Source organism: Achromobacter sp. DMS1, from assembly GCF_001270295.1.
This window is the reverse complement of the sequence record NZ_LHSJ01000089.1, coordinates 1-14,373: the sequence shown is the minus strand read 5'-3', so window position 1 is coordinate 14,373 and position 14,373 is coordinate 1. Positions and strand designations below refer to the sequence as shown.

Genomic DNA, 14,373 nt, shown 5'->3' with positions numbered 1-14,373 from the left:
CCGCGCGCGCGGAGCGCGCGGGCGCGTCCGGCTGGTTTCTGCGCGGCTGCCTGACGAACGCCCTCAATCCCAAGGTGGGCATTTTCTACGTGACCTTCCTGCCCCAGTTCATTCCCGCCGGCGCCGACGTGCTGTCGTTCAGCCTGCTGCTGGCCGCGGTCCATGCCGCTCTGGGCGTGGCATGGTTCGCCGTGCTGGTGGCCGCGACCCGCCCGCTCGCGCGCTGGCTGTCCCGTCCGGCGGTCATGCGCGCGCTGGACCGGCTGACCGGCGGCGTGTTCATCGCCTTCGGCCTGCGGCTGGCCCTGGAACGGCGCTGAATCGCGCCCCCGTCCGGCCGCCCTGTTGCCTATTGCACCGGCAGCCGGGCGGCCCGCACCACCCCGGCCCATTTGGCGGTTTCCCGTTCCGCATAGTCGAAAAGCGCCTGCGGCGGGCCGCCCACGATCTCGTCGTTGCCGATGGCCATGAGCCGCGACCGCACGGCGGGGTCCGCCAGCGCCTCGTTGAAGCAGCGATTGAGCCTGTCGATGAGCGTGTCCGGCGTGCCGGGCGGCGCCACGATGCCGCCCCAGGCCACGCCCTCGAAGCCGGGCAGCGCGCTTTCGGCCACCGTGGGCAGGTCCGGAAACTGCGGCGAACGCCGCAGGCTGGTGATGGCCAGCGGGCGCAGCTTGCCGGACCGGATGTGGGGCGTGATGCTGATCGTGTTGTCGAAAATGGCGTCGACCTGGCCGCCGATGACATCCGTGGTGGCGGCGGGGCTGCCCCGGTAAGGCACGTGCACCATTTTCAGCCCCGACGACTGAGCCAGCAGCTCGCCCGTCAGGTGGCCGGAAGTGCCCTGCCCCGGCGAGGCGTAGGTGACCTCGTCCGGATGCCTGCGCGCGTAGTCCACGAACTCGGCGAGGCTGCGCACCGGCATTTCCGGATTGACCGCCAGGATATTGGCCACCTTGAGCACGAAAACGACCGGCTTGAGTTCGCGCGGGTCGTAGGGCAGCTTGGCGAAGGTGCTGCGGTTGATGGCCAGCGTGACGTTGTTGGCGTAGCCCAGCGTATAGCCGTCAGGGGCGGCGCGGTATACCTCCAGGATGCCCGCGATGCCGGAAGAGCCCGGCTTGTTCTCGACGACCACAGGCTGGCCCAGGCGCCTGGCGGCTTCCTGCGCCAGGAGGCGCATGACCGTGTCGGGCGACCCGCCCGGCGCGGAGGGCACGACGAGCCGCAGCGGCCTGGAAGGAAAATCCTGGCCGTGGCTGGCCGGCGCGAGCAGCGCGGCCGCGGCGGCGCACAGGGCGGCAACTGCGTGTTTCAGTCGGTATGGCATGGATTCCCCTGGGCGGTTCTACGTCTGCGTGCTGCATCGTAAACGCCCATGAAACACATGATCCATTAATGTTTACCCTGAACTGTTTGTTCCATAAACAGGCTGGCGCTTCCTGGCGGAGGCGTCTGCCCAGGACAGCCGCAAAGACGGAAACGCCGCCGGCGACGCCCCGAAAGACGCGCGCCGGCGGCGGGGAAGCGCGCCCTTCAATACACGCCGATGGGATGCCGGGCCACGAAGTGCCCCTCGCCCACCTGCGCCAGCGGCTGCACCACGGGATCGTCGCCCACCTTGCGCACCGGACTGGGAATCTCGTCGACCAGCAGCGAGCGCTCGCGGTGCCGCCGCTGCGGATCGGCGATGGGAACCGCGGCCATGAGCTTCTTCGTGTACGGGTGCTGCGGGTTCTCGAAGATGGCGCGGCGCGGCCCGATTTCCACGATCTGGCCCAGGTACATCACGGCCACGCGGTGGCTGATGCGCTCCACCACGGCCATGTCGTGCGAAATGAAGAGGAACGACACGCCCAGCTCGCGCTGCAGGTCGAGCAGCAGGTTGACGATCTGGGCCTGGATGGACACGTCCAGCGCCGATACCGACTCGTCGGCGATCACCACCTTGGGGTTCAGCGCCAGGGCCCGCGCGATGCAGATGCGCTGGCGCTGGCCGCCGGAAAACTCGTGCGGATAGCGGTCGATCATTTCGGGCGCCAGGCCGCATTTGTCCATGAGCCAGCGGACCCGTTCCTGGGCCGCCTTGCCGCGCGCCACGCCGTGGATGAGCAGCGGCTCCATGATGGAATAGCCCACCGTCATGCGCGGATCGAGCGAGGCGAAGGGGTCCTGGAAAATGAACTGGATGTGCTGGCGCAGCGTCTGCATGGCCGCGCCGCGCAGCGAACCGATGTTCTTGCCGTCGAACTCGATGGTGCCCGAGGTGGGCTTGACCAGTTGCAGCAGCGAGCGGCCGGTGGTGGTCTTGCCGCAGCCCGATTCGCCCACCAGCGACAGGGTTTCGCCGGGATAGAGATCGAAGCTGACCTTCTCCACGGCGTGCACGCGCTGGCGCACGCGGCCCAGGATGCCGCCCGCGATGTCGAAGCGGGTGGTCAGGTCGCGCACCTTCAGGACCGGGCCGTGCTCGCGGCGCACCGTGCTGCCCTGCGCCGGCGCGGCGGGAGCGGGCTGCGCGCCTTCGGCCGCCTCCTCCACGCGCAGCAGCGGGAAAGGCGCGGGCTCGCCGGTGCCGTGCATGGCGCCCCAGGCGCGGCACGCCGACAGCAGCGCGCGCGTGTCGGCATGGCGGGGCTGCGCGAACACCTCGTCGCAGCCGCCCTCCTCGACCTTGTCGCCGCGGTACATGACCAGCACGCGGTCGGCCACCTCGGCCACCACGCCCATGTCGTGCGTGATGAAGATCACGCCCATGTCCATTTCTTCCTGGAGCTGGCGGATAAGCTGCAGGATCTGCGCCTGGATGGTCACGTCCAGCGCGGTGGTGGGTTCATCGGCGATGAGCAGCTGCGGCTTGCAGGAAAGCGCCATGGCGATCATGACGCGCTGGCGCATGCCGCCGGAGAGCTGGTGCGGATAGCGGTCCAGGATGGCGCGGGCCTCGGGGATGCGCACGCGCTCGAGCATGCGCAGCGTTTCGGCGCGCGCGGCCGCCGCGTCCAGCCCCTGGCGCAGCTGCAGCGCCTCGGCGATCTGGTTGCCGGCGGTGAAGCTGGGGTTCAGCGAGGTCATGGGCTCCTGGAAGATCATGGCCACGTCGGCCCCGCGCACGCGCTGCAGCGTGGCGTCGGGCGCCTTGACCAGGTCCAGCACCTCGCCGCTGCGGCGGCGCAGCAGGATGTCACCGTTGACGATGCGGCCGCCGCCGTATTCCACCAGGCGCATCAGCGCCAGGGAGGTGACGGATTTGCCCGAACCGGACTCGCCCACGATGGCCAAGGTTTCGCCGCGGTTCACATGAAACGATACGTCGCGCACCGCTTCCACGACGCGCTCGGGGGTCTTGAAGCGCACGGTCAGGCCATCGACCTGCACGACGCGTTGGGAATCCATTGTTGCCATGTCGAGGTTATTTGTCTTGTCGCGGATCGAGCGCGTCGCGCAGGCCGTCGCCCAGCAGATTGAAGCCCAGCACCACCAGGAAGATGGCCGAGCCGGGAAAGAGGGACATCCAGGGCGCCTGGGTCATGAAGTTCTTGGCCGTGTTCAGCATCGAGCCCCAGGACGGGTTGGGCGGCTGCAGGCCCAGGCCCAGGAACGAGAGGCTGGCCTCGGCGATGATGGCCGTGGCGATGGTGATGGTGGCCTGCACGATGAGCGGCGGCATCACGTTGGGGAACACGTGCCGCGCGATGATGCGCAGGTCGGAGGCCCCCAGGGCGCGCGCGCTCTGCACGTAGTCTTCGCTCTTGACGGCCAGCACCTGCCCGCGCGTGAGCCGGATGAACTTGGGCGCGGCCGACACGCCGATGGCGATCATGGCGTTGGTGAGGCTGGGCCCCAGGAAGGCCGCCAGCGCGATGGCCAGGATGAGGAACGGAATCGCCAGCAGCGCCTCCGTCGCGCGCGAGATGATGCTGTCGGTCCAGCCGCCGAAGTAGCCGGCCGTCAGGCCGAACGGCACGCCCGCGACGAGCGCGATCAGCACCGACACCAGGCCCGCCATGAGCGAGGCGCGCGCCCCGTAGACCATGCGGCTGAAGATGTCACGGCCCAGTTCGTCGGTGCCCAGCCAGTAGGAGGCCGAGGGCGCCTTGCGGATGGTGGTGAAGCTGGTCTGGAACGGATCGTGGTTGGCCACCCAGGGCGCCAGCAGGGCGATGACGACGAAGAACAGCACGATCGCCAGGCCCAGCATGGCCACGCGATTGCGCTTGAATTTGCCCCAGGCGCGGCTGCGGCTCCCGGGCGGCGTGACGGCCTGCGCCGTCGGAGAAATGACGCTCATGAATGCCTCAGGCGGGGATTGACCAGGATGTAGAGAATGTCGGCCAGCAGGTTCATCAGGATGAAGCCCACCGCCACGCAGAGCACCACGCCCTGCACCACGGCGTAGTCGCGGGTGAACACCGCGTCCACCACCAGCTTGCCGAAGCCGGGAATCGTGAAGACCTGTTCCGTGAGCACGGCCCCGGCCAGCAGTTCGCCGAAGAGCAGCGTGACCAGCGTCACGATGGGCATCAGCGCGTTGCGCAGCGCATGGCGCAACACCACCCGGCGCGGCGACACGCCCTTGGCGCGCGCCGTGCGCACGTAGTCGGCCGACAGCGCCTCCAGCATGGCCGAACGGGTGTGGCGCATGAGATAGGCGGCAATGGCGGTGGACAGCACCAGCGAAGGCATCAGCATGGTCTTGATGGACAGCCAGAAGTCCTCGGCGGGCGACACGTAGCCCGAGGCCGGCAGCAGCTTCCATTGCACCGACACCACCATGATGAGAATGATGCCCAGCCAGAAATTGGGAATCGACATGCCCGACAGGGCCGCGATGTTGGCCCCCATCTCGATGGGCTTGCCTTTGCGCACGGCGGCGATGATGCCCATGGGTATGCCCACCAGCAGCGCGAAGAACATGGCCATGGCGGCCAGTTGCAAGGTGACGGGCAGCTTCTGGCCGATGAGCGTGGTGACGGGCACGTCGGTGCGCAGGGACTTGCCCAGGTCGCCCTGCAGGACCTGGCCCGCCCAGGCCGCATATTGCACCGGCAGCGGATCGTTCAGGCGGTATTTCTCGCGCAGGTAGTCCAGCACGGCCGGGTCGCGCTCTTCGCCGGCCAGGGTCAGCACCGGGTCGCCCGGCAGGATCTTCTGCAGCATGAAGACGATCATCGACACCAGTATCAGTGTCGGTATCGCGACGATCACGCGGCGCAGGATGAGTTTAAGCATGGGGAACAACCGTCAAACAAGCGCGGCAGGCCGGCGCCGGATGCGCCGCGCCTGCCGCCGGGAACGGGGGCCCTGGCGGGCCCCCGCCTCACTTCTGGGCCAGGCTGACGCCCTTGAGCCGGATCATGCCGTCGGGATAGGGCGTGAAGCCCTTGACCTTGCGCGACAGCGCGAACGGCCACGGCTGGTAATACGTGTAGACGCCCGGCAGCTCGTCCTGGATGATGGCCTGGGCCTGGTCGTAGATGGCGCGGCGCCTGGCCTCGTCGGTGACGGTGCGCGCCTCGTTGAGCAGCTTGTCCACTTCGGGGTTGCAGTAGTGGGCGTCGTTCAAAGCGCCCTTGCAGGTCACGAAGGCATGGATGTTGCCGTCCGGATCGACCCGGCCCGACCAGCCCAGCATGACCGCCTGGAAGTTGCCGCCGGCCGATTCCTTCTGCAGGGCGGCGTATTCCGTGGGCCGCAACGACAGGTCGAAGCCTGCCTCGGACGCCATGGCCTGCACCATTTCGGCCACCGACGAGGTGGTGGTGTTGTTGCCGAACATGAGCTCGGCCTTCACGCGCTCCAAGCCGGCCTGCTTGAGCAGCGCGCGCGCTTGGCCACGTCGCGCTTGGTGACCGGGAACTTGTCGCTGTGGTAGGGGCTGGCCGGCGGGAACGGCTGCTGGGCGGGCTGGAAGATGCCGCCGCCGATCACCTCGTTGATGGCGTCGCGGTCGATGGCGTACTGGAACGCCTGGCGCACGCGCTTGTCCTTGAACGGATTGTCTTCGGCGCGCTTGCCGTTGGCGATGTTGAACATGAACTGCTGAAAGCCCAGCCCCGCCACCGGCGCGAACTGCAGGCTGGAATCGCCCTTGACCTGCGCGGCGTCGGAGGGGTTGAGCCGCTCCAGCATGTCCAGGTCGCCCGCGCGCAGGTTGGACAGGCGCACGGTGGTGTCCGGAATGGGCAGGAAAGTCACGCGCTGGAAGGCGTAGTCCTTGGCGTCGTAGTACTTGTCGAACTTCTCGAGCACGATGCGGTCGTTCTGCACGCGCTCGACGAACTTGTAGGGGCCCGAGCAGACGGGCTTGCGTCCCACGGCGGCCACGTCGTCGGTGAAGGTCTTGGGCGAGAGCATCATGCCGGCGCGGTCGGAAAGCTGCGCCAGCAGCGTGGCGTCGGGCTGCTTGAGCGTCAGCACCAGCGTCTGGGGATCGGGCGCTTCCACCTTCTCGATCGAGCGCAGCTCGCCCTTGCGCAGGCTGTCGGGCAGCGTCATGGCGCGCTCCAGGTTGGCCTTGGCGGCGGCCGCGTCGAACTTGCTGCCGTCGTGAAACAGCGCGTCGGTGCGCAGCTTGAAGGTCAGCACCTTGTTGTCGGGGCTGAACGTCCACGAGGTGGCCAGTTGCGGCACGAAATGCAGCTTGGGATCGATGTCGACGAGCTTGTCGCACAGCGACGTGAAAACGATGCGGCCCACATAGGTGCGGGCGCGATGCGGGTCCAGGATGTCCGGGTCTTCCTGCAGGCCGATGCGGAAATTCTGGGCGCAGGCCGCGCCCGCGGCCAGCGCCAGCAGCGCGCCGCCGAAGGTGAGGGTCAGGCGTTTCATTATGGAGTTTCCCCTTGTGGTGCACGGACCGCGGCCCGCCGAAGCGGACCGCGGAGAATGATCAGAAGCCGACGGCCTGGCCGTCGCGGCGGCTGTCGCTGGCGGCCACATAGCCCAGTTCGTTGTCGCTTTCGGACATGCGCCAGATGAACTGGCCGGCGCCGAAATCCATGTACGGATCGTCGACCGACTTCAAAGCATGCCCCAATTGCCGCAGCGGCAACGGTGCCGGCCGGCATCGAGGTTTCGATATCGAGCGTGAAGTCGCGGTTGACCTTCCAGCGCGGGGCGCAGCACGCGGCCTGGGGCTGCTGGTGGTAGTCGAGCATGCGCACCACGGTCTGCAGGTGGCCCTGGGGCTGCATGTCGCCGCCCATGACGCCGAAACTCATGACCGGCTTGCCGCCGCGCGTGAGGAACCCCGGGATAATGGTGTGGAACGGCCGCTTGCCGCCTTCGACCACGTTGGCCGACTTGGGATCCATCGAAAAGCCCACGCCGCGGTTCTGCAGGCTGATGCCCGTGCCCGGCACCACCACGCCCGAGCCGAAGCCCATGTAGTTGGACTGGATGAACGAGATCATCATGCCGCTTTCGTCGGCGGCGGTGAGATAGATGGTGCCGCCGGCATGCGGGCGCCCCGCCTCGAAATGCGTGGCGCGGTCCAGGCGGATCAGCTTGGCGCGGCTCGCCAGGTAGGCGTCGGAGAGCATCTGCTCGGGCGTGACCGCCATGGCGCGCGGGTCCGCCACATAGCGGTACAGGTCGGCGAAGGCCAGTTTCATGGCCTCGATCTGCACGTGCTGCGACTGCACGGAGTCCACCGGCATACCGGCCATGTCGAAATGCTCCAGGATGCCCAGCGCCATCAGCGCCGCGATGCCCTGGCCATTGGGCGGGATCTCGTGCAGCTCGTAGCCGCGGTACGACTTGGAAATGGGCTTGACCCAATCCGGACGGTAGTTGCGCAGGTCGTCCAGCGTCATCGCGCCGCCGCACTCCTTGCTGAAGGCGGCAATGCGCTCGGCCAGCTCGCCTTCGTAGAAGTCGCGGCCCTTGCTGGCGGCGATGCGGCGCAGCGTGTAGGCGGCGTCGGGGAAACGGAAATGCTCGCCCACCTTGGGCGCGCGGCCTTGCGGCATGAACGCCTGGGCATAGCCCGGCTGTTCGCTCAGCTCGCTGGCGGCGGCGGCCCACTTGTGCGCCACGACCGGAGGCACGGCGTAGCCGCGCTCGGCGATTTCGATGGCGGGCTCGAACAACTGCTCGAACGGCAGCTTGCCCAGCTTCTCGTGCAGCGCGGCCCAGCCGGCCACCACGCCGGGCACCGTTACCGCGTCCCAGCCGCGCTTGGGCTGGATCGCCAGGCCGTTGGGGCCGGTGCCGTACTTGCGCTTGAAATACTCCACATTCCAGGCCGCCGGCGCCACGCCCGAGGAATTCAGGCCATGCAGCTGCTTGCCGTCCCAGACGATGGCGAAGCAGTCGCCGCCCAGGCCGCAGGAAACCGGCTCCACCAGCACGATGGTGGCCGCCGCCGCGATGGCGGCGTCGACGGCGTTGCCGCCCTTGAGCAGCATGCGCAGGCCGCTCGCGCGGCCAGCGGATGCGAAGTGGACACCACGTTGCGGGCAAACAGCGGGATGCGCACGGAGGGATAGGGATTGGCCCAGTCGAAGGTCTTCATAGGGGTCTCGCAATGCAAGCCGGAAAGGGGAAGCCAGGGACGTTACTCTCGTGATTTAATTAAATCAATTTGAATTTTTGTTCTGTCATTTAAAAAATTCTTATGAGCACGATCCGCTTTTTCCGGACGTTCCTGGCCGTCGCGCACCATGGATCGTTCTCCGAGGCCGCCGAGCAGGTCGCGCTCACCCAGGCGGCGGTGAGCTTCCAGATGCGCTCCCTGGAGGCCGAACTCGGGCGCGAGCTGTTCGACCGCAGCGGCCGCCTCGCCATTCTCAATGCGGCCGGACGGGAGTTGCTTCCAGAAATCAAGCAGTTGCTTGATTTATACGACCGAATGAAGCTTCCGCGCACGGCCCCCGGTGAACTGGCCGGCTCGGTGTCGGTAGGCAGCATCGTCTCCTGCATGGGCACGCTCTCCAAGGTTGTGTCGGGCCTGAAGAAACGGCACCCCCGGCTGGACGTGCGCGTGCTGTCGGGCAAGGCCAGCGAACTGGCGGGCAAGGTCGAGGACGGCGAGCTGGACGCGGCCTTCCTGGTGGAGGCCGGGCGCAAGATGGCCAGCACGCGCTGGGTGCCGCTCTATGAAGAACCGCTGGTGGTGCTGGCGCCGCCCTCCGCCCCGGGCGCGGACGTGCGCGAGGTGCTGACGCGCAATCCTTTCCTGCGCTTCGACCGCACGCAGCGCACCGGCCTGCAGATCGACCGCCTGCTGCGCCGGCTGGGCGTGGCGCTGAACGAATTCCTGGAACTCAATGCCATCGAGACCCTGGTGGAGCTGGTGCGCCAGGAGGTGGGCGTCACCCTGCTGCCGCTCATCAATGGCGCCAACTGGCAGGCCAGCCCCGCGCTGCGCATCCTGCCCCTGCCGGCCGATCTGGGACCGGCGATGCGGGCGGTGGGCATGCTCGAACGCCGCGAGCATGCCCGCCAGGGCATCACGGCCGCCATCTGCGCCGAATGCGCGGCGGCCTTCCAGGCGCGGGCGGCGCAGGCCTCGGCCTGAACCGCCGCGCGCCCGCGCGTCAGGCCAGTCCCATGGCCGGGTCGGTCACCGAGGGCTTGCCCGTTTCCACCCGGCCCGCGAAACGGCGCAGATAGGCCGGGTCTTCCGCCAGGCCGACGCTGAAGTCGTACCAGCCGCCGCTGCCGCCAGCGCCCAGTGCTCTTCCACCTGGGCGCCGGCCGGCACCGTGAATGTCCAGCGCTCGTGGTTGGCGTAGTACGCGTTGGGCGTGACGACGAAAGTGCAGGCGGCCGTGCCGGTATTGATGAAGCTCGCGTACACGTTGCCGTTGGCCACGTCGTAGCAGACGCGGATCTCCGGCTCCAGGCCCGCCGCGCGCGCCAGCGACAGGTCGCCCGCGAAGTGCCGGTGGTAGCCGTTGGGGCCGAGCACCCACAGATCGTACTTGCCGCCGTCGCCGGCCGCGTCCCAGCTGCCTTCGAGCTGCTTGCCCGGCTCCACCGTGTAGCGGCGCGGCAGCCGGTCCAGATGCAGGCGGTCGTACACATGGAACACCGCGCCGGCGCGGCCGCTGTTGGCGAAAACCAGCCACATGGGCGGCGAGCGGCCTGGGCGCGGCCGCTGGTGTGCAGTTCGTAGGGCAGCGGCGCGAATAGCGCACCCCGGTTTCCTGCACGGGCCGCGCCTGCGCCGTCGCGTCGGGCAGCGGCACCGCCGCCAGCGCCTGCTGGCGCGGCGCGCAACTGGGTCGGCGCCGCACGCGCGTCAGCAGGTTCAGGTCGGGCAACTGCTCGTTGTTGGGCGTGGCGAAGTTGAAAGCCGAGGTCAGGTCGCCCAGCACGGCGCGGCGCCAGGGGCTGATGTTCTCCTCGCGCACGCCGAAGCGGGCCTCCAGGAAACGCAGCACCGAGGTGTGGTCGAACGCCTCGGAGTTGACCCACCCTCCCCGGCTCCAGGGCGACACCACATACATGGGCACGCGCGGCCCGGGGCCGTATACCCGGTTGTCCGCCGGGTCCTGCGCCGAGGCGCGGGTGTGACGCTCGAGGTCGGTGGCGACCGTGGACGCCCCGGCCTGCGAACCGTCGGGGTTGATCGAGGGCGCGGCCGGCGGCGGCACGTGGTCGAAGAAGCCGTCGTTCTCGTCGAAGTTGATGAGCAGCACCGTCTTGCTCCAGACTTCGGGGTTGGCGGTGAGCGCGTCCAGCGTCTCCTGGATGTACCAGGCGCCCTGCACGGGGCTGGATGGCCCCGGGTGCTCGGAATACGTGGCGGGCGCCACGATCCACGACACTTGCGGCAGCGCGCCCGCCATGACGTCGTCGCGCAGCGCCTGCAGGAAGCCGCCGTCGGGCATGGTGTTGGCCACGCCCTTGTAGAGCGGATTGGAAGCGTCGGCCGCGGGAGTCCAGGCCGGGTACGGCGCGCCGCTGGCCTGGTTGCCGGCCTGCGCGTTGGCGCGGCGGTACTGCTGGAAGCCGGCCAGCGGGTTGTCGGTGTAGTTCTCCGGCAGGTTCTGGTAGAGCTTCCAGCTCACGCCGGCTTCCTGCAGCCGCTCGGGATAGGTCTTCCAGGTCCAGCCGACGGACGGATCGCCCAGGTCGTCCCACTGGTTGCGGGTGGACGGTCCGTTGCCCTCGCCCAGCGGATCGTTGGTGCCGGTCCAGTGGAACAGCCGATTGGTATTGGTGCCGCCGTGATGCGAGCAATGGTAGGCGTCGCACAGCGTGAAGGCCTCGGCCAGCGCGAACTGGAACTCCACTTCCTGCCGCCGGTAGTAGCCCATGGACTGGTTCTGCTTGTAGCGCGGCCATTGGTGCATGCGGCCGCCGTCCCAGGCCATTTGCGCGTCTACATAATCGTGCGGAGTGCCCGACACGCGCTGCGCGTTGCCCTGCGTGCTGTCCAGGTGGTAAGGCATGACCACGCGCGTGCCGTTGTGCTGCTCCCATACCGAGCGGCCTTCCGGCAGCGGAATGGTCAGCCGGTCGCCGAAGCCGCGCACGCCTTTGTAGGTGCCGAAATACATGTCGAAGGAGCGGTTTTCCTGCATCAGGATGACCACGTGCTCCACATCGTTGATCGTGCCGGTGCGGTTGTTGGCGGGAATGGCCAGCGCCCGGCGGATGGCGGGCGGGAACGCGGACAGCGCGGCGGCGCCGGCCGCGGACAGCGCAGTGGTGCGCAGGAAGCGGCGCTTGCCGGCGTGGACGGAATCTTTTTCTGACTTCACGGATGCGATTTCCTGTGTGGCGGATGGTGGGCCGTTGCGATCAGGGCGCGCAGCGCAGCTCGGGCGTGGCGGGCGGCTGCGCTTCCCCAAGGACGTGCAGGCCCTGGTCAACACCGCTTCCGAACATGCGCTGCCCATGCGCGTGATCCAGGCCGCCGAGGCCGCCAATCGTGCGCAGAAGTTCCGCTTGGCGCAAAAGCTCGTCGACCGCTGTGGCGAAGACCTGCGCGGCCGCAAGATCGCGCTCTGGGGCCTGGCCTTCAAGCCCAACACCGACGACATGCGCGAAGCGCCCAGCCTGACCGTCATCGCCGAGCTCACGCGGCGCGGCGCCGAAGTGCGCGCCTACGACCCCGTGGCCATGCATGAAGCGGCCCGCGTCCTGGTGGGACAGCCCGGCGTGAGCTTCGCGCGCGACATGTACGACGCACTGGACGGCGCCGACGCGCTCCTGATCGTCACCGAATGGAAGGTGTTCCGCGCGCCCAACTTCGACCGCGTGAAGGCGCTGCTCAAGACGCCGCTCATTCTCGACGGCCGCAATCTCTACAACCCGGCCGACGTGCGCGCCCTGGGTTTCGACTACTCGGGCATCGGCCGCGCATGAAGATCCTGCAGCTCAACTTCGAAAAAGGCTGGCGCGGCGGCGAGCGCCAGACGCTCTATTGCATGCGCGCCTTCCGCAAGGCGGGCCACGAGGTCGAGCTGATGTGCCGCGCCGGCGGCCCGCTGGCCGAGCGCGCGCCCGACGGCTACACCGTCCATGCGCTGCGCAACGTGCCCGCGCAGTTGCGCTTCCTGGCCGGCGCCGGCCGCTACGACATCCTCCACGCCCAGACGGCCAACACCATCACCTGGGCCGTGCTCACCAAGTGGCTGCACCGCCGGCCCGTGGCGTTCTCGCGGCGCACCTCCTTCGTGGTCAAGCCGAACGAGGAGTGGAAAACCGGCTTCAAATGGCGCCACGCCGACCTCTTCGTCGCCATCAGCGAAATGGCGGCCAGCGAACCGCGGCGGCTGGGCATCGAGCCCGTCATCATCCGCAGCGCCGTGGAGCCGCACCAGATCGACGCCGCCAACGTGCAGGCCCTGGTGCGCGAATTCGGCCTCGAGGGCAAGAAAGTGCTGGCCACCTCGGCGGCTCTCATCCGCGACAAGGATCCCGTCACGCTGGTGCGGGCCGTGGGCGAGCTGGCCAAGACCCGGCGCGATTTCGTCTTCCTGCACTTCGGCGCCGGCGGCGACCGCGAGCGGCAGGCCCGCGACGAAGCCCGCCTGCTGGGCATCGAAGACATCTACCGCTTCGCCGGCTTTCGCAAGGGCGTGGAAGACTTCTACAGCATCCTCGACGTGTTCGTCATGAGCTCCGAGGAGGAGGCCCTGGGCAGCAGCGTGCTCGACGCCTTCCTGCAGCGCGTGCCCGTGGTGTCCACCGACGCCGGCGGCCTCAAGGAAAGCCTGGCTGACGGGCGCGGCGTGCTGTGCAGGGTGGGAGACTTCCAGGCGCTGGCCGCCGGTATGGCGCGCTGCCTGGACGATGCCGCATTCCGCCGGGAAGTCACCGAACGCGCCTACGCCTACGTGCGCGACGAGCACGACGTGCAGAAAATGGGCGAGCGCTACCTCGCGCGTTTCCAGGCCCTGCTCGCGCGCCGCTGAAGGCCGCGCGCCTCAGCCGCGCACATTGATGCGTGTTTCGAATTTGGCGCGGTGCACCGAGAAAAACGTGCGCACGTTGCGCACATTGGCCGCCGCCGTAAAGGCCCGGTGCACCAGCGCGTGATACGCCGGCATGTCGCGCACCTGCGCAATCACCACGAAATCCGGCCCTGTCGACACGCGGTAGCACTGCAGCACCGCCGGCTCGGCTTGCATCGCGGCCTCGAACTCCGCCAGCCGTTCCGCCGCCTGTACGTCCAGCGTTACCTCCACGATGGCCGTCAGCGTGCTGCCCAGCTTCTCCGGCGCCAGGATCGCCACCTGCCGCGAAATCACGCCTTCCTCCACCAGCCGGCGCACCCGGCGCAGGCAGGTGGGCGGCGAGGCATGCACGCGCTGGGCCAGATCCTGGTTGGTCAGCGCGCAGTTTTCCTGCAGTTGATCCAGGATGCGCAGGTCCAGATCGTCCAGATCGGGGAGCGCGGGCTCGTGATTTTGCATGATTCGTTCAATAATATTAATTAAATGAAATATAATTTAATCACAAATATGTAAGGGAATAATCTGTCATTGCATAGTAGATAAAGAAATCAAATTTCTTGTCTTCACGCGCACAATGCGGTCCATATTGAACTTTCCGGAGTCGTTTCCCATGTGCGGCATTGTTGGCGCCGTCGCCCAGCGCGACATCACCCCTATTCTCATCGAAGGCCTCAAGCGTCTGGAATACCGCGGCTACGATTCCTGCGGCGTGGCCGTCTACCTCGACGGACACCTGCGCCGCACCCGCAGCACCCAGCGCGTGGCCGAGCTGGCCGAGCAGGTCGCCCAGGATCACCTGTCCGGCTTTACCGGCATCGCCCACACCCGCTGGGCCACGCACGGCGTGCCCGCCACCCACAACGCCCACCCGCATTTCTCGCACCTGGGCAATGACGAGCCGCGCATCGCGCTGGTGCACAACGGCATCATCGAGAACCACGACGAGCTGCGCGCC

General features: G+C 67.9%; 9 protein-coding genes and 5 pseudogenes. 5 read left to right on the top strand and 9 right to left on the bottom strand.

Features of this window, described 5'->3' with window-relative positions; translation table 11 throughout:
* The coding region (locus AD428_RS12455; protein WP_160318578.1) for a LysE family translocator at positions 1–320 on the top strand (320 nt) is incomplete at its 5' end.
* A 29-nt stretch (positions 321–349) separates the two neighbouring features.
* Here AD428_RS12455 and AD428_RS12450 read toward each other — a convergent pair.
* The 6 genes and pseudogenes from AD428_RS12450 to ggt form a co-directional block, all read right to left on the bottom strand.
* Positions 350–1,330, bottom strand: a complete 981-nt coding sequence (locus AD428_RS12450; protein WP_053245370.1) for a Bug family tripartite tricarboxylate transporter substrate binding protein — start codon at positions 1,328–1,330, stop codon at positions 350–352.
* A gap of 206 nt (positions 1,331–1,536) precedes the next feature.
* Complete coding sequence (locus AD428_RS12445; RefSeq protein WP_152968071.1) at positions 1,537–3,396, bottom strand: dipeptide ABC transporter ATP-binding protein; 1,860 nt, start codon at positions 3,394–3,396, stop codon at positions 1,537–1,539.
* 16 nt (positions 3,397–3,412) lie between these two features.
* On the bottom strand, positions 3,413–4,291 hold the full coding sequence (locus AD428_RS12440; protein ID WP_053245368.1) for an ABC transporter permease: 879 nt from the start codon (positions 4,289–4,291) through the stop codon (positions 3,413–3,415).
* Positions 4,288–5,232, bottom strand: coding sequence for an ABC transporter permease (locus AD428_RS12435; protein ID WP_053245367.1), 945 nt, complete (start codon positions 5,230–5,232; stop codon positions 4,288–4,290). The genes AD428_RS12440 and AD428_RS12435 overlap by 4 nt, the downstream gene beginning before the upstream one ends.
* An 88-nt stretch (positions 5,233–5,320) precedes the next feature.
* Positions 5,321–6,831: pseudogene (locus tag AD428_RS12430) on the bottom strand (ABC transporter substrate-binding protein).
* Positions 6,832–6,892: 61 nt separating this feature from the next.
* A pseudogene (ggt, locus tag AD428_RS12425) lies at positions 6,893–8,518 on the bottom strand (gamma-glutamyltransferase).
* A 102-nt stretch (positions 8,519–8,620) separates the two neighbouring features.
* On the opposite strand from ggt, the gene AD428_RS12420 reads away from it, so the two are divergent.
* Entirely contained in the window at positions 8,621–9,523 is a 903-nt protein-coding gene (locus tag AD428_RS12420; RefSeq protein ID WP_053245366.1) for a LysR family transcriptional regulator, read from the top strand.
* Positions 9,524–9,568: 45 nt separating this feature from the next.
* Here AD428_RS12420 and AD428_RS28890 read toward each other — a convergent pair whose 3' ends face one another.
* Together AD428_RS28890 and AD428_RS12415 are read right to left on the bottom strand one after the other, a co-directional pair.
* Complete coding sequence (locus tag AD428_RS28890; protein ID WP_255352234.1) at positions 9,569–10,078, bottom strand: phospholipase domain-containing protein; 510 nt, start codon at positions 10,076–10,078, stop codon at positions 9,569–9,571.
* Positions 10,079–10,121: 43 nt separating this feature from the next.
* Positions 10,122–11,855 (bottom strand): annotated as a pseudogene (locus AD428_RS12415) (phosphocholine-specific phospholipase C); the annotation flags it as partial.
* Here AD428_RS12415 and AD428_RS12410 point away from each other — a divergent pair.
* Together AD428_RS12410 and AD428_RS12405 are read left to right on the top strand one after the other, a co-directional pair.
* A pseudogene (locus AD428_RS12410) lies at positions 11,776–12,324 on the top strand (UDP binding domain-containing protein); the annotation flags it as partial. The pseudogenes AD428_RS12415 and AD428_RS12410 overlap by 80 nt on opposite strands.
* Positions 12,321–13,376 carry a glycosyltransferase family 4 protein gene (locus tag AD428_RS12405; protein ID WP_053245365.1) on the top strand — a complete coding sequence of 352 codons (1,056 nt, stop codon included), beginning with the start codon at positions 12,321–12,323 and terminating at the stop codon, positions 13,374–13,376. The pseudogene AD428_RS12410 and the gene AD428_RS12405, both read left to right, overlap by 4 nt.
* A 12-nt stretch (positions 13,377–13,388) precedes the next feature.
* Here the strand turns inward: AD428_RS12405 and AD428_RS12400 are convergent, their stop codons facing one another.
* Entirely contained in the window at positions 13,389–13,877 is a 489-nt protein-coding gene (locus tag AD428_RS12400) for an Lrp/AsnC family transcriptional regulator (RefSeq protein ID WP_053245130.1), read from the bottom strand.
* Positions 13,878–14,028: 151 nt separating this feature from the next.
* Here AD428_RS12400 and AD428_RS12395 point away from each other — a divergent pair.
* Positions 14,029–14,373, top strand: a pseudogene (locus AD428_RS12395) (class II glutamine amidotransferase); the annotation flags it as partial.